The organism is Nostoc sp., assembly GCF_036916655.1.
Lineage (GTDB): Bacteria > Cyanobacteriota > Cyanobacteriia > Cyanobacteriales > Nostocaceae > Nostoc.
In genome coordinates, this window is sequence record NZ_JBALFY010000095.1 from 1 (window position 1) to 22,226 (window position 22,226).

The following is a 22,226-nucleotide window of genomic DNA, read 5'->3' on the forward strand; positions in this document are numbered from 1 at the left end:
ACAAATGCTCTCAATGCAGTAACTAAAAAAGACATTATTGGCTGGTTCACTCACTGCTGTTACTATATTGCACCCAACTGAGAACCGCTATATAATACCAGTCTGATATCTAAGTTCTTCTGTAAGGCAGAAGATAACATCTCACTAAATGAGGATAATCCAACAATCTGATAATTGTTACTATTATCTAGTTCAGAATTATCTTATGACTAAGGAGTATTAAAGTATGGAAGTTAGCGCTCGTAATTCCTTAAAAGGAACTATTAATAAAATTCATCCAGGAGCAGTCAACTCTGAGGTCATATTAGAAATTGTGCCTGGGGTGGAGGTAACTGCAATTATTACCAAGGAGTCGGTAGAGCATCTCCAACTTCAAGAGGGAAAACAAGTGATCGCTGTGATTAAAGCATCAGATGTCATAATTGCTACAGAATAGCTCGAAATGAGTAGATAAGTTGTGGCGATCGCTCTATAAGCGGATCGCTACAATTATCTAACTATTTTGGTAAAAGTTGTAGCAGACTACGAAAATAAAGGACTCTTTGGTATCTGCTAATCCCTGACTGTTTAACGCTCTTTTGTGTCTCTGGTAAGATATAAAATGCTCTGATTTGCTGAGATTCTTGAAATCTTAATAATTTGATAATCAAATGGTTTAAGACTCTGGTAGCCAAAAGCAAGTCTGTAGATGCAGACGGTGTTGAGTTGCATTCAAGGAAATAGGAGAAACCATGTGCCAAGAGCGATCGCAACGTACAATAGCAACTGAATATTGCGGCAAGGGTGGAACTTCTTTAACTACAGATGTAGTCTGATTATCTTTAAGAACTTGAAAATACCCTCCCCACCCTGGGTTCCATCCCTCATTGAGATAGAAAAGTTGAGTAACATGTTTACGCGGGATATCTGTATGAGGACGGTTCCAGAATCCTAAATCATGTCGTGTTAAATAAATTGTTAGTGAATGGTTTTTCAAATCCAAATTAGTAAGATGCTCCATCGCCTCTCGATAATCAGGAGTGAGAAGTTGTTCAATCAATTTTTGCCAACTAAGACTCAGATCCTTGATATCTTGTAGACCTTTGTACTTACTTTCATCCAGAATGCAGCGTGCAAAAAACCTGTAGTCATTATATGTATATTCCGGGTATTCATCTGGCTCAAAGTCTCTAGCATGATATTCTTTATAGTTTGTAGTCGGAAAACTATTTGCTAGTTCAGATTGTACTGAAGTGTCAAGCAAGTTTTCAAATACAATCCATTTATAGGGAATTGACTGCATAGTTGCATTACTAATTGCACTCAAGTTCAACATAATCCCTCTTAAAAAACTTTTAAATAGTTTATTGCTGTTTAACTAAATATAGCTCCAAATCGTCTATCATCCGATTGGCTGCAAGGGGGCCAAACTGAACCCAGTAAAACCCCACCTCATGAACTTTTTCCTGTTGGACAACTTTCAACTTTGACCACAACGGTTCTGCTTTCAGTTGCTCAAGTATTGGGTGTAAATCCCTTGTGCCCAGTGCGTCTTCTGATACTAGAAATAAAATATCCCCGTCTAACTCACTCAGGAGTTCGTTTGATAAAGCATAGGCAGCAGGGCCACCCCCTAGACTTAGGGTTGCTTGACTATCCAAAGTTTGAGAGTAAGGACGTGCAACACCCGCATCTTTAAGAATAACTCCTGAAAAACTTGCCTTCGCCCACAGCCAAAGTGCATCAGTACGCAATTCGGCAACCGAGACTAAAGTTGTGTTCAGGCGTTCCCGCTTCGGGTTGCCGTAGGCATCGCCCATTTTTGCTTTTAACTGTGTCAAACGTGCATAATAATTATCCATTACCTGTTGGGCTATTTTAGTTTTACCCAGAACAGTGGCTGTGAAAGCAAAAGATTCTTTCCAAGCTCCACTGGCTCCAGGAGGAGCCAAAACTGTGGGTGCAATGTGTGATAACAGTGGATAAATATCTTGATGAAAATGCATGCCAAGAATTAGGTCTGGCTTGAGAGCCAATATCTTTTCTATACTAGGAGACAGCCAATCCACATTCTCAATGCCTGATAAAGGGCCTACTAACCGCTGCAATTGTGAGACAAATAACTTTGGGGCAGCTATAGGTTTGATCCCCAACGCCAAAGCATTTTCTAAACAACTACCACTAAGCACAACAACTCGTTGAGGATGAGCAGGAACTATTGTCTTACCCATTAAGTGCTGAACTACTCGAACCTGACTTAAAGAAGAAACACTCTTAGAATGGCTAACTTTTGGGTAATTAAAAAAGAAACAACCGTTTAGCCACACTACCACAGCAAGCAATCCTAAAAGGGGCAGGGATATGACAAAACACTTGGCTAACCAATGAGTTGTTCTCATTAAAATTCCCACTTCACTGTCAACTGTGCTGTATACGGACGACCAGGAATAATTCTTTGGAGATAGTCAAAGCTTGCTTCATAATATCGAACATTAAATATGTTATTCAAGTTGAGTCCAATGCTAAAGTTATTATTCCGATAGTACAGAGCTGCATCAGTAAGAAAGTAGCTTGGGATCGTATATGTATCGAAATTATCTGGTTTATTATCTCCAACGTAGTTAAAGCCAATTCCACCTCCAAAACCTTTGAGAGAGCCAGTACCAAAGGTGTAAGTTGTCCACAAACTAGCGACATGAGCTGGTACTCCTTCTACTCGATTCCCGACTGGAATATCATTGTCTTTGATAACGCGTGCATCTGTATAACCGTAGAAGCCAATCACATTCCAACCGGGAAGAATCTCTCCGGTGACACTCAGTTCTACTCCCCGACTTCTTTGTTCTCCTGTTTGCACACTATAATCAGGATCGGTAGGATCGGTAGTCAAAACGTTAGTTAGTGTCAGATCATATAAAGCAAGTGTTGCTGAGAGTTTGTTATCGAATAAATCAGTCTTAACGCCCACTTCATACTGAGTACCCAGCCGTGGTTTAAAAAGATTGTCATTTTTATCTGCACCCGTTTCTTGTTCAAAAGAGCGGCTGTAGCTGACGTAGAGTGAGACAGGCGCTATGGGTTGATAAACTATGCCTACCCTTGGACTAAAGGCAGAATCAGACTGGACACTCGCCGTTGAAGCAATCCGATTGGCAAACTCATTCTCTATCAGGTCATAACGTCCGCCCACAAGCAGTTTGAGGTTATTGGCAAGTGTCACTTGGTCTTGAAGATAAAAGCCTAAAGCATCATCTCTAAAGTAGAGATCAAGTCTTCCAAAAGTATCACCTAGTGGTTGACCATACACTGGGTTAAAAACATCAAGAGGGGCCACAGCTCTTCTAAGTATATTAATACTTTGGGTTTGTCTAAATAAGTCAAACCCCGCCAAAAGTTTATGTTTTATACTACCAGTGTTAAAATCACCAATAACATGAGTATCTATTGTATAAGCTTCATACTCTGTTGGCTTTGGAAAAATAGTCTGTCTTCTTTCGACAGTGCGGTTGTCTGCTTCCAGTAGACTGGTAACAGCTGTTTCACGTAAATCAAGGGTTAAAAATGCAGCTTGAAATGAATTACTAATAGACCAGTTATCGTTAAAGCGATGTTCTAGATTGTAATTATATCTATTAAGCTGGCGGTTAAAGAAATCAGTCGGTTCCCCTAGATAACGGTTAATAGGGATTTTGCCATTTGGGTTAGGAAGTATAGTTGCACTAGCAATCTGCTCCAAACCAGTACCTAGCGACTGTTGTATGTCTTCATATTCTGAATCAAAAGTTAGATTTGTATTTTTCCCTATACGCCAATTAACAACAGGCGAAACGAAAAAACGCTTTTCATTATAAAAATCAGTAAAGTCTTCTGCGGTTCTGTAAGAAGTGTTTAAACGATACGACAGACTGCCATCTTTTGTTACAGGGCCAGAAAGGTCAAGTGAAGGTTCAAAAAGTTCATAAGCACCACGCCTTACCTCTAAAGCATAGTAAGGCTGACTCAAAGGCTTTTTAGTAACTACATTAATGATTCCACCTGGATTGACTTGACCATAAATTACAGAGTTTGGCCCTCTAACAACTTCTACTCTATCTATATTTGTCAGCGAACTTGAGAAAGCAGCACCATCTGCAAAGCGGTCTTTGATGCCGTTCCTATAAACGTTTCTAGCTCTAAAACCTCGAATAGAAAAAGTGTCTGCAACTCGAGATGAAAAATTATTTTGGACAACGCCAGCATTTCTGAGTATCCCAATTAAGTTACGCGGTTGTTGGTCTTCGATAACTTGCTGAGGAATTACCTGAACTGAAACAGGAATATCACGCAATGGTGTATCTGTTTTCGTTGCAGTGGTTGCATCTGGTATCCGATAATTTGTATCTGGTGGAGCAGTCACATTTAACTCAATGGGCTTTTCTGGCTCTGTTGTAGATGGTTTTTGTTCTGGTGTTGTTGTTGGCTGTTGAGCAGTAGAAGTACTAGGGGTCACTGCAAAAACTAAACCTTCTTTTGTACTATCAAACAACTCCACCGCAGGCGCACTCATTTCCCCAGTCACCGTTACTCGCAATGTGTTCGCATCTAAATTTGCAACTGTAATTAATGCAATTCCAGCTACTGGCTTTGATTGTCTAAAATCCCCACTTCTTAGTTGCAACTTGGCATTAGGGATATCTGCAATATAAGAATTACCCTCAGTTTTCGGTAAAACTTGTAATTTAAGAGAATTAGCTGTGACTAAAATTAACTCTATCCCTTTATCAGTAGAGTTAACCTGAACATCCGTAACTAATACCATATCTGTAGTTACTTGACTAAGTTCGGGAAATTTATTCTGTCTGGGTACTCTCCATAAATATGAAGTATCAGTTTTAGGAAACTCTAGCTGATTCAATGTTTGAATTTCTTTAAAAACTTCACCTGAGCGTACTAAAGTTTTTTTGACTAACGGTTGTTCAGAATATGCTGGATTGGCTAAAGTTAGATAAACAACAGATATTAACCAGCAAACAGCAGGATATGGTAGTCTGATAAACATTTTTACACACATCACTTAGTGAATAGTAAGTATTTAAATTGAGAATTAAGTATAATTTTCCTTTCAGTCCGTAGCTCCCAATTACTATTACTAACTAAATTGGTAAAAAAATATATTTATACCAACCCAATTATTGTAAAAATATATAACTTTTGAGTGTTTGCGTCTTATTCGAGCCGGAATTTTTTTTATTCGAGACGGAATTTTTATCTCTGACAGGACTTAGGACTTACCCCAAACTTCTTACGGAAAGCATTACTAAATGAAGGTAAGCTAGCATAACCTACTGTTCTGGCTACTTCTGTGACATTCATATTTCTTTCAATAAGCAGCTTATAAGCTAGTTCCATTCGGCAGTGATGCAGATAGCCAAACACCGTAGTCCCAAAAACCTGCTTAAAGCCTTGCTTCATTGTGCAATCATTTAAACCTACTTGTCTTGCTAGTTCAATAAGAGATGGTGGTTTGTCTAGATGTTTCAACAGAATTTCCTTAACATTGTAGATGCAGTCAATATCTGATGGCTTGAGTTTATTGATTTGGAAGCAACCTTGGTTGATTTCTACTTCTTGCTCTACTAGCATTGCTACCAGTTCCCAAACCTTACCTTCAAGATAAATTTGTTTAGTAAAGCCTTGGTATGGACATTGAAGAATTTGCTGTACTGCTATTTGCATTGCAAGAGTTTGAGTTCCATAGCGTTCATAAGTTGGTTGATCCCAACATCTAATTAGATGTTGTAATTCTTTTGGGAGTTTACCAGATGTATTTTCTGTAAAGCTATGAAACACATTTGGATGTAGGTGAATAGCTACTTCTACTATCCGCGCTGATGGCTCTAATACAGCGCACTTAGATGCCATACCACTACCACTTAAAAAGTATTCTCCTGTCTTGAACTCAAGGTTTTTAAATTCGCTCTCTAACAAAATAAGGAATCGAAATTCTAATGGATGCTTTCGCTCATGAAGTTTTAAAATGAATGATTTGGGCTGCTGATAATTGGAAATTTCTAAAAATATGCTATCTCGTAGCTTAATCTGTCGCCAATACCCTTGCCCAAATTGATACTTTCTAGTGATCTCAAAATTATCTAACCTATCATTATTCTGAATTATTTCTGCTTGGTATAATAGTTTTACGTAATCTGGATACGGGAGTATTAATGTCATTGTAATGGTAAGCTACTATGAAGTATTTAAAGAGTCCAAATAACAGAGACTTGGCTCATCTAGTAGATTCGGTTGTTTATAAAGATGTTGTTTACGAATTTTCCGAACAAGAACTATTACCACACACCAGACAAGAAGGATCGCGATAAGAATGTCGTTTGGCAAATTCCATTCGCATCAAATCGATTGTCAGCAGTTGTGACAATAGGGGTTGACTAAACTTAGTAATCAGCTTTATTACCTCTAATGCACTAAGACAAGCTAGTGTCCCAGAAACAGCACCGAGAACCGCGAATCCACGCTGATCCCAATCCGGCTTTTCTGGAAATAAGCATGATAGACAAGGAGTGACGCCAGGAATAATCGTCGTCAGGTAAGCTTCCATTCCGTCCATTGCAGCTTCCACCATTGGTTTTTGCCAGCGCACGCAAGCTTGGTTGAGCAAGTTCCGCTCTGTGAAATTGTGGGCGCAATCAATAGCTACATCAGCAGATTGCACTAAAGAATCTACATTCTCTTTCGTAACGTAATCATGAACTGCTTCCACCTGAATATCAGGATTAATAGCTTGCAGAGTTTCTTTGGCTTTAATTACTCTTGGCTTACCTACCCAATCATTTGTCATCAGAACCTGACGATTCAGATCATCTAGCCGTAAGTCACCACCCCGAACTAAAATTAGCCGCCCAACACCTGCTACTGCCAAATAAAGTGCTGATGTACCGCCTAATCCCCCTACACCTGTAACCAAAACCGTTGCAGACTTCAAGCGCTTTTGTGCTGCTTCTCCAAAATTGGGAAGCATCATTTGGCGGTGATAGCGTTCTAACTCACTGGGTGTTAAGTTCATCGCTTTTTAATTCTTTATCAGTCGTAAAATTTATCACTTAGTTGGTAGGAAGTATTGTAGTTGTCTATACACTTTTCTAAGTTTTACCTGCAAAGTTGGTATTAATTTCAGGCACTATTAAGGGAGCTAAGTGCGGAAATGTCGTGATAGTCCTTTATTCGATCATCCCTGCTCTTTGACCAGCACCGATCTATTACTGCCAGTTTGCTCTTTGCCCTGGATTGAATGCCCAATGAATAAACCCCGCAGCAAGGACATGGGGTCTTTTAAGTATTATTGCTTTCTAGTGGGGTATACAGAAATGGCTGATGCAAGAATCAGTACGGCATCTATAACTGCTGGCTTTGGGTTGAGATTTATCCCCCTTCATAGTGCGCGATACGACTTGATAATTCTTAAAGAATACTTGGAACAATCACCAGTACAGCAGTTTATCAAAATATTTGGACATCAGAAGCGTGCGATCGCAATCCTATGCAGACATTTGCTGATGTGGCTAATAGACTAAATATCTTTGGTTTAGCTTATCTACATATTATTGATAGGAAAGTTGTAGTAACGAGTTACCTACCCGTAGGCGTAGCCCGTCGTAGACATCGCTTTAGAGGGGGCAATCAAACTGCCCCCCCTTAATAGAATCTCAACAATTACTTTAGCCTACGGCAATAATTACGTCTGATGATTTAATTATGGCGTGGACTTCTTTTCCTTCAGTAAGTTTGAGATTTTCTGCTGATGATTTGGTAATAATTGCAGTCACCTCTACCCCTGGTGCTACTTCTATCGTTACTTCACTATTTACAGAGCCAACGATAACGTTTTTTACAGTTCCTTTGAGAGCATTACGAGCGCTAACTTGCATTTGATGACCCCTACTGGTTTTTTTTTTACACATAGATAATAACAAGCAATTAAATTAATCTGTATAGTTACAGATAGAAAATATATGAATTTTTACTATCCATTAATATAGAAAATATACGCGAATAATTTACTAAATAATTTGATAACTACATCTTTTTCAACCAACTTATTTGGTAATAAAAATAATATAAAGTAGTTAGTTCAATCAACCATTTATCAGACTGTTATTTGACATATGTAAGATAAGTTTTCGGTGCTAGTTCATATTTTTTGAGGTCTTCGCACTCCAATTCGAGCATTCCATCGAGTATCCTTCTCCTGTCGGAGACGCTATGCGTAGCTTGCTTCCACGTTCGCGTAGCGTCCTGTAGGGAAGCGGTATGGGATCTTACTACATTTCAGAACAATATTTGGGTAAAAATTCGTATTTCCTTCTACAACGGCAGTCTCCAGAATTCGGAAAAGCGTTCTATTAACAAGTCGGCAAAGCGACCTAGCAGACTATTTCCCTGTTGTAACGACTGCCGTCCTTTTAATGCAAAATTATCTAGAATCGGAATGTAGTACGAACAACTCCTGTATAGATAGTGTCATTATTGCTGTTCTGTTCTGGGTTAAATATCACAATCAAGCCTGGTGTAATTGAGATATTGTTATTCACTTGGTAGCGATATAGTCCTTCTAAATGGAAAGATGTATCGCTATCTTCACGAAGATTACTAGTAGCAGTAAGAACAGCAGGGCCAAAGTCATTACTCGTCACCTTGGGTGGTTGACCAAAGATTAAACCTCCCAAGTTACCCTTTTTGCCTAAATCAGGGAGAGCTAAAGTGACCGCCCAGTTCCAGATGTCTGCCTTATCACCTCTATTAACATTTGCACCAGAACTAACCTCTGCGATCGCTTGACTATATCCAACCCAACCAGAAAGTACCAATTTGGGGTTGAAACGATAGCTAGTTTCTATCCCATAATGATTGGCTGGGTAACACCAGCACCAAATGGGGTATTAGCGAAAGCGCTACCATAAGCCCCTGAAACGGAAACATCATTATTACTACCACTAAAGTAATACCAATTCTTTATGAAGCTGCATAGAATTCGATCCCCCCTAGCCCCCCTTAGAAAAGGGGGGGAACCGGAAAATGTCTATCAAAGTCCCCCTTTTTAAGGGGGATTTAGGGGGATCAAGATATCTGCAACTTCACATTAAATTGGTATAAGAGTGTGCATAGCTCAAAGCAAGAGTTAAGTTTTGGGGGAGGAACGCGATTTTCTGAAGTTGGACAAAAACCGAGCGATCGCTAAAACATACATTTAAGTAGGAAGTTACTTGTGGGTTTGCACATAAGATGAAATTTTCCATTTCCAGTATTACTGCCATTAGCAGTAATACTGTGCCCGCATTTTACCTTTTTAGGCTGTCATTTTTACCAATTTAACTGGTATACTTTCTGGAAACTATACAATTAATGACAATTTGCTATATCTGCTACATATTAACTTGAGCTACGTATCGTTGATAAAAAACACAATAGTCAAAATTTTCAGTAACAAGGCTACAAGGTTTGAAATATTGCCATGAAATTCAAACTCAAATTTACCTAAGCATTTAAATTATCCATGAACATACATATTTTTCGTCCACAAAAACACTACATTCGTATTTTCAGTTTAGGTATTGGGATATTAGGAGTATTGTTAGGCATATTTGCCAGCATTGCCTATGGTGCTGCTGACATTTCCATTGCCAAAATACTGACTGCATTCACTAATTATGATGACTCCAATGAACATATAATCATTCGTTCAATGCGCTTACCACGCACACTAATTGCAAGTATGGTTGGTGCTAGTTTAGCTATAGCCGGAGCCTTAATGCAAGGACTGACTCAAAACCCCCTAGCCGCACCAGGAATATTAGGGATTAATGCAGGTGCAGCTTTAGCAGTGGTAGTAATAGTCTTTGGCTTAGGTACATCAACACCCGCCCTGATTACCCTTGTAGCATTTCTAGGAGCGTTTTTAGCAGCCTTGGCAGTTTATTTCCTCGGTTCTCTTGGACAAGGGGGTGCAACACCATTAAACTTGACTGTTGCTGGTGCAGCCCTTACTGCCTTGCTATCTTCAATTACCACAGGTGTACTGATTTTGAGTGAGCGCACTCTTGAAGAAGTCCGCTTCTGGCTAGCAGGTTCTCTAGCCGGACGAGACTTCAATCTATTCCTGACCGTGCTGCCCTGGATGGTAGTGGGGTTATTAACAGCTTTTGCCTTGAGTAGACAGATTAATGTTCTCAGTTTAGGAGAATCAGTAGCCACAGGCTTAGGTCAGCAAACAGGTTGGATCAAGTTGGCAACAGCATCAAGCGTTGTCATATTAGCGGGAAGTGGTGTAGCACTAGCAGGGCCTATCGGCTTTGTCGGTCTGGTAATTCCCCATCTAGCGCGGGGAGTGATGGGTGTTGATTATCGTTGGGTATTACCTTGTGCGGCTGTGTTTGGTGCAAATTTACTAGTATGGGCAGATTTAGCAGCCCGTTGGTTAATTAGACCCCAAGAATTGCCTGTTGGCGTTATGACAGCACTTTTGGGAGCGCCATTTTTGTTGTACCTAGTGCGTTGGCGGGTAAAAAGAGGATGATAACAATTCAAAATTCAAAATTCAAAATTCAAAATTTAATACTCGGCAAAGAGTCTGTAACCAGAGTATTGTTAGTAGTGCTATTAATAACCCTCGCTGTTTTGGGGATGAGTCTCAGTTTGGGAGATTATCCTGTCTTACCAGTAGACATAGTGAAAGCTGTTCTGAGTTTACCTACACTTGACCCAGAATCTCCCTTTGTTGTTATTACTTTGCGTTTACCGAGAGTATTAATCTCGTGGTTGGTAGGAGTGGGCTTGGCAGTTTCTGGTGCAATTTTACAAGGATTGACACGTAATCCTTTAGCTGACCCTGGCATCGTTGGGGTAAATGCAGGTGCAGCCTTTGCAGCCGTTACCTTAATTGTATTATTTCCGACTGTACCCACTATGTATTTGCCTTTTGCTGCCTTTGGTGGTGCTTTTGCTATGGCGTGTCTGATTTATTTGCTAGGTGGTACAGGAGAAAAATCACCTCTGCGCTTAGTATTGGTGGGAGTAGCACTCGCGGCAATTATGGGAGCTTTCACGACTTTGATGTTGACTTTCGGTCAAATCAATGACGTTAGTAGAGCGCTGGTCTGGCTTGCGGGTAGCGTTGCCGGGAAAAGTTGGGAACAAGTCTGGCAACTGCTACCTTGGATAGTTATCTTCGTTCCCTTGGCGTTACTGTTGGCGCGTGAACTTGATACTCTGCAACTAGGTGATGCAATAGCTAAAGGACTTGGTAGCCGAGTCACATGGCAGAGGAGCAAATTATTGTTGGTAAGCGTGGCGCTGGCAGGATCGAGTGTGGCGATTGCCGGTACAATTGGCTTCGTTGGGTTAATGGCTCCCCATGTGGCACGTAGACTTGTTGGGTCAATACATCAAAATTTATTGCCAGTCGCCGCTTTAATTGGGGGATTATTGGTCGCAGCAGCAGATTTTCTTGGTAGAACAATGTTTTCTCCAACAGAATTACCCTGTGGTTTGTTGACTGCTGCTTTGGGAGCGCCTTATTTTATCTATTTAATGTATCAAAAAAGGCGGCGATGAGTAAGAGCAGAGTTCCAATTCTTTGGAAGCATAAAATTCAGCCACTGTTAACTATTGGTCTGTTCATGGTGCTTTTACTGTGTGCTTGTAGCCAAACAGCAACCCATCATCAGAAATTTACTTCCAGCCAGGAATCAACACTTGCCAACTTCCGTATAGTTAAACATCAAATGGGTGAAACAAAACTCCCCATCTCTCCCAAAAGAGTGGTTGTTCTAGATGGGGCTTCAACCGAAGCTGTCTTGGCTTTAGGTGTCAAACCAGTAGGCGCTCCTCTTAAATTCTTAAGCTATCCCCTATCCCAAAAGCAACAAGCAGGTATAGAGGATATAGGGGCGCGAACCCCGAACTTAGAAAAGATTTTAGCTCTCAAGCCCGATCTAATTTTGGGGCTTTCCGATAATCAGGAAATGTATGGTTTATTATCGCATATAGCACCCACAGTCTTAATTAACTACAGCTACTCCACATGGAAAGAAATGTTTTGGTCAGTTGCTCAAGCCTTGGGTGAGACCACGGTCGCAAAGCAATGGATGTCTCAATACTACAAGCGCATATCTGAATTTAAAGCTTCTATGAGCAACCGATTAGCTTTGACTCATATATCTGTCTTACGGATTGCTGGGTATACTATGTTTATTAAAGGTTCTTTCTTTGGAAACATCTTGAACGATATCGGTCTGTTAAATTCTCTTTCACAGAATCTGGATGCTCTTACATCTCGTCGGAGCATATTTACGAACGGATATGTTTATGTCCTCTCTCCAGAACTATTGAACGAGGCCGATGGGGATGCTTTATTTCTGATTTCCGACACCAGCTTTGGTCTGGCATCTGCCCAAAAAGCCAGAGAGCAACTACAAGTCCAGCCTCTTTGGTCGAAGTTAAAGGCTGTTCAGCAGGGCAAGGTTTATATAGTTGGAAGTTACTGGGTCTGTTGTGGTCCGTTGGCGGCTAATCGAGTTCTCGATGACCTGTCTAAGTATTTAGTTGAAACATCCTACTTGAAGTAAATCATTCTCCTTTAAGATACTTAAAATAAATCTGCTGATCGTAAAATCTCACCATCAGATGCTGTCTCTCGCAAAGTGCAAGAGGTGAAATTGGTGCGACTACGTGCCAAGCGTTATGCTCACATATAAAAAGAACGGAGTTACCTAATTGTGGTGGAATCTCTTGAAAAACAGATTCGCGTTGCTCATTTTCTAAAATCTGGAGACTCCCTCCCCACTCGCTGTTCCAGTCTTCACTGAAATAAAACAGGTGAGAGAGAGCCATTCCTGAGTCCCTATTGTTCACAAACCATGAGTCTTTATGAGGTGCTAAACTTTTGTTTGCAGTGCTATCTATTTGAGATAAAGAAATACGGATTAGATAGCGATCGAGATTTAATCCAGTCAATTTGGTAACAGCTTCTCGATAAGCAGGGCTAATCAATTCGTCAACCAAAGTTTGCCAAACACTATTCAGCTTTGGGCTAGGAGGAATATAACACTTGTTTTTGGTAGCATCGTAAAACTTTTCTGCATTTGTCACCACTTCTGCCCCTTGATCCAAAATCAATCCTCCAGGTCTTTCTGGAAATTTCTCATATGGAAAACTGTTGAACAACTCAATTAGCTCTTGTTTGGGTATGAGATTGTCAAAGAAAATCCAGCGATAAGGATATTCTTGTATTACACCATTACGAATAGCGTCTAAATTCAACATCAAAGTTATTTTGGTTGATTATTTATTACTAGTTAGGCTCTCGCTCTTTCTAATAAAGTCATTCGGTCATAAAATCTAACTAGAACATTAAGTCTATCTTGCGATGCCTCTTGTGATGAAACTGGAGAGACGTTGTGCCAAGAATTTTCCGAACGCACTATAATTACGCTCGTACCATTACGAGGAGGAATTTCTTGAAATATAGATTCGAGTTGTTCGTTTAAGAGAATTTGAAGACATCCTCCCCATTCGGTTTTCCAATCTTCACGACCAAAATAGAGCAGGTGTGAGAGGATAATTCCTTCAGAATCCGAATGAGAACCATTTACAATTGGGTCTAATCGACTTAGAAAAATACTTATAAATTGCTCCTCCAGGTTTAACCGGGTTAGTTTTGCAATGCTTTCTCGATAAGCACTGCTATGTAATTCCTCAACTAATACTTGCCAAACACTGCTCAAACCTGTGCTTGGATAAAAATTTTTTGTTCTACGATCGCCAACAAACTCTTGGAATTCGTCGTAAACTAAGATTGCAGATCTGTGGTGGGGTTGCTCCCTTTTTGGGGAAACTTCTATTGGGGGAAAAGAGTTTCTTAACTCAATTAGTTGGGTTTTAGGTATGAGATTGTCAAAGAAAATCCATTCATAAGGATATTTTTGCATTATCCCATTACTAATTGCATCTAAATTCAGCATCATCTACTTCATTTTTGTCAAACATCATTTTTGTAGAAACAAGATAGTTTTCAAAACTTCCACCCTAGTGTAAAGTTAACCGTAAATGGGTATCCATAATAGACTGTGGTATTTATTGGTGTACTACCGAAAGCACCCTCAAAGTAATTTACGTCAAACAAATTCTGGAAGTTGAGTGCTGCATCGAATTTTCCCTGGCGGTAGAAGAGGGCAGCATCAGTGCGGACATAATTAGGTAACTTAAGAGTGTTAGCTGAATCCACAAAGCGATCGCCCACATAGTACAAACCCAAACCTGCACCAAATCCTTTGAGGTTTCCTTTAGGAATAATGTAAGTCGTCCAAAGACTGGCTATATTTTGCGCTGCTCCAGGGAGTTCTTTGCCAACAGGAATGGAGTTATCTTCGGTAACGCGGGGATCGGCATAGGCATAAGAAGCAATCACATTCCAGCCTGGGGATATTTCACCTGTAACAAACAACTCAACACCTTTGCTATTTGCCTCACCTACAGGAATAGAAAAGCCAGAATTATTGGGGTCATTAGTGAGGATATTAGATTGGGTAAGGTCAAACAAAGCTAAATCTACCGAAAGTTTATCACCGAGCAAATCTGCTTTAGCACCAATTTCGTATTGAGTTCCGTGCTGTGGTTGAAATGCCTGCCCAGTTGCGGTTAGTCCAGCCTGGGGAACGAACGCGAGCGTAGCTAGCATAAAGGCTTAGGGGTTTAATGGGTTGATAGACAATACCCACACGGGGACTAAATGCTTCACTTGAAAAGTTGGTTGAGGTTGAAGCGAGTTTGTTATCATTTGTCTGCCATGTCCAGTCATAGCGACTACCCAAAACTAGCTTGAAGTTTTGAGATAAGGTGATTAAATCTTGAGCATACACACCCAGATTATAAGCATTGGTTGAACTGCTGGATTGGTTAGAAAGTGTACCACCTCCTCCAAACCCATAAACTGGATTGAAAATGTTGATTGAGGAAGCAGTAAAATTCTGATTATACCCATTAACAAAACTCCAAGCATACTCCGTTCCTACAATAAGTTGGTGTTCCAGGCTTCCAGTTTTAAACTGTCCCGTAACCAGAGTATTTAAATCAGTTCCATTCTGGAAACTCTCACCAACCTGAACAAATCTGCGTCGAGTCAAAGTCTCATTATCTGGCTGTAGGGCAATTGGAACTCCTCTGCCTATTGGGGAGTTGTCTATTTTAACATTCAGTAATCCAAAAGCATTCTCAATTGACCAATTATCATTGAAGTGATGTTCTATTTTGTAGCTCAAGCGAGTAGTAATAATATCTGTAGTCCCTACTTCTCCCACATAACGACTAATAGGCACTTTGCCATTGGGATTTGGATACAGAGTGCCGATCGCGGGCAACCCTTCGTTGGTTAGACTGCTATTGTAATCACCATAACTAGAATTAAATGTCAGTTTTGTATTACGATCTATATCCCACGAGAGTGCCCCAGCAAACTGATAGCGTTCCTCGTTGTAAAAATCAATAAAGCTATCAGAGTTGAGGTAAGAAGCATTGAAGCGATAGGAGACATTTTTATTTGTTGTTAAAGGCCCAGAAAAGTCAAGTGAACCTCGGTAAGAGTTGAAATTGCCAATAGAGAAGTCCGCAGAATAGTAAGAGTCTTTTAAAGGTGGTTTAGTAACTAAATTGACAACACCGCCAAGCCCAGCTCGTCCGTAAAGCACAGAGGCTGGACCTCGCAGAACTTCTACTCGCTCGATATTGTTGAGATTGAGAGCAGCAGATCCTCCCAAAGAGAAACCTCTGAGTCCGTCGATTAAGATATTGCCAAAGGAAGAATTAAAGCCTCTAATTATAAATCTATCTTGCGAACCTGGCTCGCGCTCTGCTGCTACACCAACATTTTTCAATGCATCTCCAATGTAAAGAATATGTTGGTCTTTAATCACCTGTTGAGGGATGACATTAACTGTCTGAGGAATGTCGCGTAGTGGTGTATTTGTTCTAGTTCCAACAGCGGTATCAGTAGGGTTGTAGCCTGTTTCCGGGGGAGCAGTCACCTCTAGTTCTATCGGTGCTTGGTTTTCGCCAGATTGTGGTTTTTGCTGTGCGGTGATTGCACTATTAGTCACTCCAAATACTAACCCTTCATTACTATCAAACAACTCCACTGCTGGCGCACTCGATTCACCTGTGACTGTTAACCGCAGGGTACTACCATCGATATTAGTAATACTTACTTCAGTAATCCCCGCTACTGGCTTTGATTGCCGAAATGTATTGCCACTAGTCAAGCGCAACTGAGCATTAGAAATGTCTGCAACATAAGAGTTTCTCTCAGTTTTGGGAGTTACTTGCAAGCGATCGCTTTTGACTCCCGTCTCTAAAATCACCTCCAAACCCTTATCAGTGCTATTCACCTTCACCCCTGTCACTGATATTGTTTCTACTTTGCCAGTGGGTATTGGCGACTGTACTAACTTTTGGGCATTGGTAAGCGAATGCTCTACTTGGTTTAAACTCCGAATCTCTCTAATCGGTACAACTGACTTTATAATTGTTGTTTGAAGTAATAGTTGCCCTTTATTTGCTGGTATTTGTGTTGGTATAATGGGGACAGCGACAACACGTAGAGGCTTATTTATAGACACCAGCATTGAAGTAGTGAATAATAGACTCTGCCAGGAAAAATAGTTTAATTTTTGCGGATTCATTGAAAAATACTCACACACATTTGCTCAAGAGTCACTCACCACAAGCTTAGTTAAGGAGTTAAGGTATGAAGAGGAAGTGGAAAATCTATTACCCTCTATCCAAAACTCCATAACAATTTCACCCAAAGATTCGTGTTCCTCGAATTGGGACTGCTGCATCAGGTACGTCATTTAACGTAGTCTGAATCTTACCAACAAAGTTGAGTAAAATACTAGATATATTTTTGATCCAAATCTGAGAAAGAGTATTCTTTGGGTTGCTGCTCTAATGAGCATAATTCATCATTGGCCGACTATGATTGAGTACTGAAGCCGTTTTTAATGAAAATCATTCGGCAAACTAATGTTAAGTTGCTCCAAGTCTTTTGTCAGAGTATCTTTACCAAATGCAGTATTAACTCTGTTTTGTCACTCTAGGCAGAGGAATCATCGCTCGAATTCATACTTCAATTATGCAACTCTAATTAAAACTAACAGGATTTACGCCATACAAATAACCAAAATAGACCCCACGCCATAATCACACGCTCACGCAAATCCTTTGAGTAAGATACTGCCATCTATTCATACAATATTATTTCTTCAATCTAACTTAGCTTGTGGTTCAATTACCTGAAAATTGCTGTAAATACCGTTAGTTCACTCTTTTGTCAGCTAGTTAGCTGATGATAACTGCCTTCTGTCATGCTGCAAACCAAAATACTCAGAGTAGGAATAGCTACGAACCGAGCGCGTGTGCCACTCGGTGACAATAGCTTTGCGGGTGAGTGAGGGATTGGGCGCAGGCATAGTGCCATGAATTACGTTTGGATCGAACAGCACCACATCACCCTTGTTAATCGAGAACGGAATTCTTGGTAGACCTTTTGTGAGAGAGGCTGTCTTCTGACAAACCACTTTCCAAATAGCTCGGTTTTCGAGAAACGCACTCTCTGAATCATTCGGTGACGGTGAGCGAAGTATCTCAAAAATCTCAGGATGGCTGTTGAGAACCTCGTCATAAATACGAATCCGCTCATTGTTGTGCGTTCCAGGTATCACATAAAACATTCCGCAGTCTGGATGGATATCTTCGAGCGCACACCATGCACGACAGACTTTATCAGGTGGGTCGCGGAACAACATCACTGTGTCCGAGTGCGGTTCGCGGCCTCTCTCCCATAAACTTGTAGAACCGTATTTGAGTACCGCCTCTTCTTGGAAAAGGGTATTTAAATACCAACGAAGTGTTGGGTCGTTTCTAAGACTCTTTGTGGGTTCATGGTTATCATCGAGGGCTAATAATTCCTCACAAAAGGCTTTTTCGTTTTCCAATGGCTCTTTTCTCCAAGGAAATTTCTGATAAATGCCATGTCGGCGTTGAATTTCCTCACAAGCTGCTACATGAGCATCTACTAGTTCTAAAGGCAGAATCTTTTCGAGTACGACGTAACCGTGCTTACGGTAGTGGTCGATCCAGGAGCTATTAGCTTGTTCACTGTTCATGACTATACATTTAGCAAAGATTAGTTTAAAAGTTTGATTGAGATTGAGAGATAGTTAAATTTATCACCTTAACTTGAATGAAAATCGTCAAAGATAATACCAGTTCACAAAGATTTACCAATATAGTTGGTTAAAAGTGGTGATCGCATCTAGTTGTAATTTGTCAAAGTTTTATCACCAAAAATGTTGGTATTGCACATGATAGTTGGTATTGTATTAGCATTCCTGTTGCTAAAAGATAAAAGCTGATTGCTGATGCGATCGCCATATCTTTAGCATATTTTGTGGTGTGCTGACTTCAAAGAAAATAGCAAATTTTGAGGAGTGATAGTGGCTTTGGAAAAACTTTCTATCTTGTTTTGGCAGTGTCTTTTATTAACTGCCTCAATAGTAACGTATACTCATCCTGTTCTAGGCCAGGAGACAGCAAATGCAACCTCTAAGCAACCGTCACTCCAACAGACAGCAGCTAATCAAGTTGAACTCAGTCATCAGATTTTGAACCTCAGCGATGTACAATTTGCTCTTACCAGCGCTACATCCTTATTAAGGACACCCCGTCAGCAAAACTCTGTCCCCGAACTTAGCCAAGCAGTAACTCTCGTGGTGTCGGTAACAGATGTAAAACTAAATACCACAAATAAAGGAATAGAGGTAATTTTAGTCACGCCCAGTTCTGAGAAATTGTCTGTTTCTGGAAAAACTGAAGGTAATTCCTACGTTGCAGAGATCAAGAATGCCCAGTTGCAATTGGCTAGTGGGAAGAGTTTCCGACAAGAGAAACCAGCAGTAGGTATTGCCAATGTAATAGTTGCACCTGTGGATAGCAATACATTGCGGTTAACAGTGACTGGAGAAACAGCAGTACCAGTAGTTGAGCTGTTTGATAGTCAGACTGAGGGGTTGGTATTTGGAGTAACTCCTACTGCTACAACTGCACAACAACCAACGCCGCCACAGCAGACACCAGAGAAGCAACCAGACATAGAACTAGAGGTGACTGCTCCATCAGACACAGGTTATCGCGTGCCTGATTCTACTACAGGAACGAGAACTCCTACGCCGAACCGAGATATTCCCCAAACGGTTCAAGTTGTCCCAAGGGCAGTGATTGAAGATCAAGCAGACAAACGTGTTGGCGATGTCCTGAGAAATCTTGGTATCGGTCAGAACTCGGAACCAAGCCGCATTGGCGAGAGTGTGATTATTCGTGGTTTTGATGTTGAGGCTTCAAGTAGTCTTAGAGATGGCTTGAGAGATAACCTCACTAGTTTTATTGGTACTCCATTTCAAAATGACCTTGCCAACATAGAACGTGTAGAGGTATTAAAAGGGCCAGCTTCGGTACTTTACGGAAATGGCTCACCGGGAGGTGTGTATAATCTCATAACTAAACAGCCACTCAGTACACCTTACTACTCAATAGAGGGTAATGTCGGTAGTTATAGCTTATATAAATCCTCCATAGACTTTACAGGTCCTCTAACGACTGATAAAAAGCTGTTGTATCGCTTCAATGCTGACTACGAAAATTCCGGCAGCTATATTAATCATGTATACGCAGAGCGGACTTTTTTTGCACCCGTGATTACTTGGCAGCCGAGTCGTGACACAAAGTTGACTGTATCCGGGGAGTATCTCAGTTCACGACAAGCGGAACTCTCCCCTCTGGGTTTACCCGCAATTGGAACAATACTACCAAATCCCAATGGCAAGTTTTCTCCTAACACCTATGTGGGAGATCCGACGCAAGACAGAGAGAAGGTGACAGTAGGACGAGCTGGCTATAAATTTGAGCATAATTTTAGCGATCAGTGGTCTTTGTACAATAGCTTGAGCTATGCGTTTGTAGAGCGACCTTATACTACTAACGTCACACCAACAAGTTTAGAGGCAGATAACCGTACTGTCGATCGCTTTGAGCAGATTTGGGGTCCGACTAGCGTCAGCAACCTTTCTCAAGATACCCATGTGGTAGGTAAATTCAACACTTTTGGTCTAGAACACCAATTGCTCGTTGGCGTTGATTGGTATCAACGGATAGTTTCACCCTACAGTTTTATAATCCGAACTTTTCCGTCGCTTGATATTTACAATCCAGTTTATGGACAGACACCAGGAAATATTATAGGCGGTCGCAAAGATAAGGAGAGACTCGATGACTTAGGAATTTATTTTCAAGACCAATTAGCGATCGCACCTAATTTGAAGTTGATCTTGGGTGGACGTGGTGACTTTGAAGATCAAAAGATCCTTACATTTGACCCCGCAAGTGTAATAGCCCAATCAAATTCAGCGTTTAGCCCTCGATTGGGCATTGTCTATCAACCGATTCCACCTGTTTCACTCTACGCTAGCTACAGTCGCTCTTTCGATCAAGTTTTAGGTACAGATGTTAATAACAATTCCTTTGAACCTACACGCGGTACTCAGTATGAAGTTGGAGTCAAAACCGACTTGCTCAATAATAAACTTTCCGCAACACTTGCTTTGTACCAACTCACCCAAAGCAACATTGTAACAACAGATCCAAACGATCCCACCTATGGTATCCAAGTTGGTGAGCAGAGAAGTAGAGGTGTTGAGCTATTTTTCACAGGGGAACTTGCCCCAGGATGGAATATTATTGCCGCTTACAACTATATTGATGGTCGTGTGATTCGTGACAACACTTTTAAAGTCGGAAATTTACTTACTAATACTCCAGTAAATAGCGCTTCTTTATGGACAACTTATATTATCCCCAAAGGCAAACTGCAAGGGTTGGGAGGCGGCTTGGGTGTGTTCTATTTTGGTGACAGAGAAGGTGATTTGACTAACACCTACACGTTGCCGAGTTATGTTCGCACCGATGCTGCTTTATACTACCGCCACAACAAATTCCAGGCTTCCCTCAATTTCCAAAATTTGTTTGATGTTCTTTATTACCAAGGCGCGTACAATATTAATCGTGTTTTTCGCGGCGAACCGTTTGAGGTAGAGGCAACTTTAAAGTGGCAATTGTAAAAGTAACTATCATGCAAAAGTGGCTATCTTTAATGGCATTGTTACTACTTTTATTTTTGTATAGTTGTAACTTGTGGACGTTACCAGTTAACAAAGGTTATCTGTTAACTAAATCACCTGATAAAACAAGTATGCGCGTGGTTAAACACGTCATGGGTGAAACTATGGTTCCTGCCCATCCACAACGGGTTGCAGTTTTGGTTCCCGCTTTAGTAGAACCTACTTTTGCCTTGGGAGTCAAGCCTATTGCTGCCCCAAAAGATGCTGTAGATAACTTGCAGCAATTAGTAGGCAAGCTTAAAGGTATTGAAGATATTGGTTTTGAATCACCTAATCTGGAAAAACTTTTGCGAATCAAGCCAGACTTAATTTTAGGCTTAAGTTCCCATCAAGACATTTACAATCTGTTGTCTCACATTGCACCTACAGTTTTAGGTACTTTTGACCCAGATGCACCGTGGAAAGGGTTCTTAGCTTTTACTGCTGATGCTTTGGGAAAAACTGATTTAGCACAGCAGTTAATGGCTAACTATTATGCACGTTTAGCACAGTTGAGAGCTTCTATGAGTCAGTCTCGGTTAACTACAGTTGTGTCAGTGGTTGAATTGCGTAGTGATGGGCTTATCCTACCTGAAGCTGCAAGTTTTGAAGGAGAGGTTTTTCGCGATGCTGGTATTAAACGTCCGCCAAATCAATTACTAAGTTTTGAAACGAGTATCCGCTTGCGCTTAGGAGGACGTTACGCTTTTCTTCCCATATCTGAGGAACTTTTGCACGAAGTTGATGGAGATATCCTATTTCTAGTTAAAGATTGGCCAGCAGCAAGTCCAAATCTTAACTCAATACAACAGCATTTACTAGTATCTCCACTATGGCATAAGTTAAAAGTTGTGCAACGCTCAAAGGTGTATGGAGTTGGCTCTTACTGGCGTGGTATGGGCCCAATCTCCGCAAACCGAATCATAGATGATTTAGTCCAATATTTGACAAAATCAATTAAACAAACTACCACACAATAACTGTACTGTAGTC

19 protein-coding genes are annotated in these 22,226 nt (G+C 40.7%); 7 read left to right on the top strand and 12 right to left on the bottom strand.

All coding sequences use genetic code 11. The features are described 5' to 3' along the window. The first annotated feature begins 226 nt into the window (after window positions 1-226). Entirely contained in the window at window positions 227-436 is a 210-nt protein-coding gene (locus tag V7L31_RS25750; RefSeq protein ID WP_334698897.1) for a TOBE domain-containing protein, read from the top strand. A gap of 219 nt (window positions 437-655) precedes the next feature. Here the strand turns inward: V7L31_RS25750 and V7L31_RS25755 are convergent, their stop codons facing one another. From V7L31_RS25755 to V7L31_RS25775, 5 genes are all read right to left on the bottom strand, one after another. Beyond that, window positions 656-1,315, bottom strand: coding sequence for a hypothetical protein (locus V7L31_RS25755; protein WP_334698898.1), 660 nt, complete (start codon window positions 1,313-1,315; stop codon window positions 656-658). A gap of 28 nt (window positions 1,316-1,343) precedes the next feature. Beyond that, entirely contained in the window at window positions 1,344-2,378 is a 1,035-nt protein-coding gene (locus V7L31_RS25760) for an iron-siderophore ABC transporter substrate-binding protein (RefSeq protein WP_334698899.1), read from the bottom strand. Further along, window positions 2,378-5,017: a TonB-dependent siderophore receptor gene (locus V7L31_RS25765; protein WP_334698900.1), complete on the bottom strand. Its 2,640-nt coding sequence runs from the start codon at window positions 5,015-5,017 to the stop codon at window positions 2,378-2,380. The genes V7L31_RS25760 and V7L31_RS25765 overlap by 1 nt, the downstream gene beginning before the upstream one ends. Before the next feature lie 206 nt (window positions 5,018-5,223). After that, the gene (locus V7L31_RS25770) at window positions 5,224-5,880 is read right to left on the bottom strand and encodes a helix-turn-helix transcriptional regulator (RefSeq protein ID WP_334698901.1); all 657 of its coding nucleotides are present in this window, start codon (window positions 5,878-5,880) and stop codon (window positions 5,224-5,226) included. A 400-nt stretch (window positions 5,881-6,280) separates the two neighbouring features. Further along, window positions 6,281-7,039 carry a HesA/MoeB/ThiF family protein gene (locus tag V7L31_RS25775; protein WP_334698902.1) on the bottom strand — a complete coding sequence of 253 codons (759 nt, stop codon included), beginning with the start codon at window positions 7,037-7,039 and terminating at the stop codon, window positions 6,281-6,283. A gap of 301 nt (window positions 7,040-7,340) precedes the next feature. On the opposite strand from V7L31_RS25775, the gene V7L31_RS25780 reads away from it, so the two are divergent. Further along, window positions 7,341-7,547 (top strand): substrate-binding domain-containing protein, encoded by a 207-nt coding sequence (locus V7L31_RS25780; protein ID WP_442944491.1) that lies wholly within the window; start codon window positions 7,341-7,343, stop codon window positions 7,545-7,547. Window positions 7,548-7,691: 144 nt separating this feature from the next. Here the strand turns inward: V7L31_RS25780 and V7L31_RS25785 are convergent, their stop codons facing one another. Both V7L31_RS25785 and V7L31_RS25790 read right to left on the bottom strand, forming a co-directional pair. Next, on the bottom strand, window positions 7,692-7,901 hold the full coding sequence (locus tag V7L31_RS25785) for a TOBE domain-containing protein (protein WP_174709892.1): 210 nt from the start codon (window positions 7,899-7,901) through the stop codon (window positions 7,692-7,694). A 549-nt stretch (window positions 7,902-8,450) separates the two neighbouring features. Beyond that, complete coding sequence (locus V7L31_RS25790; protein WP_334698903.1) at window positions 8,451-8,840, bottom strand: iron uptake porin; 390 nt, start codon at window positions 8,838-8,840, stop codon at window positions 8,451-8,453. A gap of 686 nt (window positions 8,841-9,526) precedes the next feature. Here V7L31_RS25790 and V7L31_RS25795 point away from each other — a divergent pair. From V7L31_RS25795 to V7L31_RS25805, 3 genes are read left to right on the top strand one after another with little or no spacing between them, the layout of a single operon-like run. Further along, window positions 9,527-10,546, top strand: a complete 1,020-nt coding sequence (locus V7L31_RS25795; protein ID WP_334698904.1) for a FecCD family ABC transporter permease — start codon at window positions 9,527-9,529, stop codon at window positions 10,544-10,546. Continuing rightward, window positions 10,543-11,583, top strand: a complete 1,041-nt coding sequence (locus tag V7L31_RS25800; protein ID WP_442944492.1) for a FecCD family ABC transporter permease — start codon at window positions 10,543-10,545, stop codon at window positions 11,581-11,583. Before V7L31_RS25795 ends, V7L31_RS25800 begins: the two co-directional genes overlap by 4 nt. Next, the gene (locus V7L31_RS25805; protein ID WP_334698906.1) at window positions 11,580-12,596 is read left to right on the top strand and encodes an ABC transporter substrate-binding protein; all 1,017 of its coding nucleotides are present in this window, start codon (window positions 11,580-11,582) and stop codon (window positions 12,594-12,596) included. The genes V7L31_RS25800 and V7L31_RS25805 overlap by 4 nt, the downstream gene beginning before the upstream one ends. Before the next feature lies 1 nt (window position 12,597). Here V7L31_RS25805 and V7L31_RS25810 read toward each other — a convergent pair whose 3' ends face one another. The 5 genes from V7L31_RS25810 to V7L31_RS25830 form a co-directional block, all read right to left on the bottom strand. After that, complete coding sequence (locus V7L31_RS25810) at window positions 12,598-13,293, bottom strand: 2OG-Fe(II) oxygenase family protein (protein WP_334698907.1); 696 nt, start codon at window positions 13,291-13,293, stop codon at window positions 12,598-12,600. A 32-nt stretch (window positions 13,294-13,325) separates the two neighbouring features. Further along, a complete protein-coding gene (locus V7L31_RS25815) occupies window positions 13,326-13,994 on the bottom strand; it encodes a 2OG-Fe(II) oxygenase (protein WP_334698908.1) in 669 nt (222 codons plus the stop codon). A 47-nt stretch (window positions 13,995-14,041) separates the two neighbouring features. After that, a complete protein-coding gene (locus V7L31_RS25820; RefSeq protein WP_334698909.1) occupies window positions 14,042-14,707 on the bottom strand; it encodes a TonB-dependent siderophore receptor in 666 nt (221 codons plus the stop codon). Next, window positions 14,610-16,703, bottom strand: a complete 2,094-nt coding sequence (locus V7L31_RS25825; protein WP_334698910.1) for a TonB-dependent siderophore receptor — start codon at window positions 16,701-16,703, stop codon at window positions 14,610-14,612. Before V7L31_RS25825 ends, V7L31_RS25820 begins: the two co-directional genes overlap by 98 nt. Window positions 16,704-17,357: 654 nt before the next feature. Continuing rightward, complete coding sequence (locus tag V7L31_RS25830) at window positions 17,358-18,188, bottom strand: phytanoyl-CoA dioxygenase family protein (RefSeq protein WP_334698911.1); 831 nt, start codon at window positions 18,186-18,188, stop codon at window positions 17,358-17,360. A 330-nt stretch (window positions 18,189-18,518) separates the two neighbouring features. Between V7L31_RS25830 and V7L31_RS25835 the strand changes: the two genes are divergently transcribed. Together V7L31_RS25835 and V7L31_RS25840 are read left to right on the top strand one after the other, a co-directional pair. Then, on the top strand, window positions 18,519-21,194 hold the full coding sequence (locus tag V7L31_RS25835; RefSeq protein ID WP_334698912.1) for a TonB-dependent siderophore receptor: 2,676 nt from the start codon (window positions 18,519-18,521) through the stop codon (window positions 21,192-21,194). Further along, a complete protein-coding gene (locus V7L31_RS25840) occupies window positions 21,182-22,213 on the top strand; it encodes an iron-siderophore ABC transporter substrate-binding protein (RefSeq protein WP_334698913.1) in 1,032 nt (343 codons plus the stop codon). The genes V7L31_RS25835 and V7L31_RS25840 overlap by 13 nt, the downstream gene beginning before the upstream one ends. Window positions 22,214-22,226 lie beyond the last annotated feature (13 nt).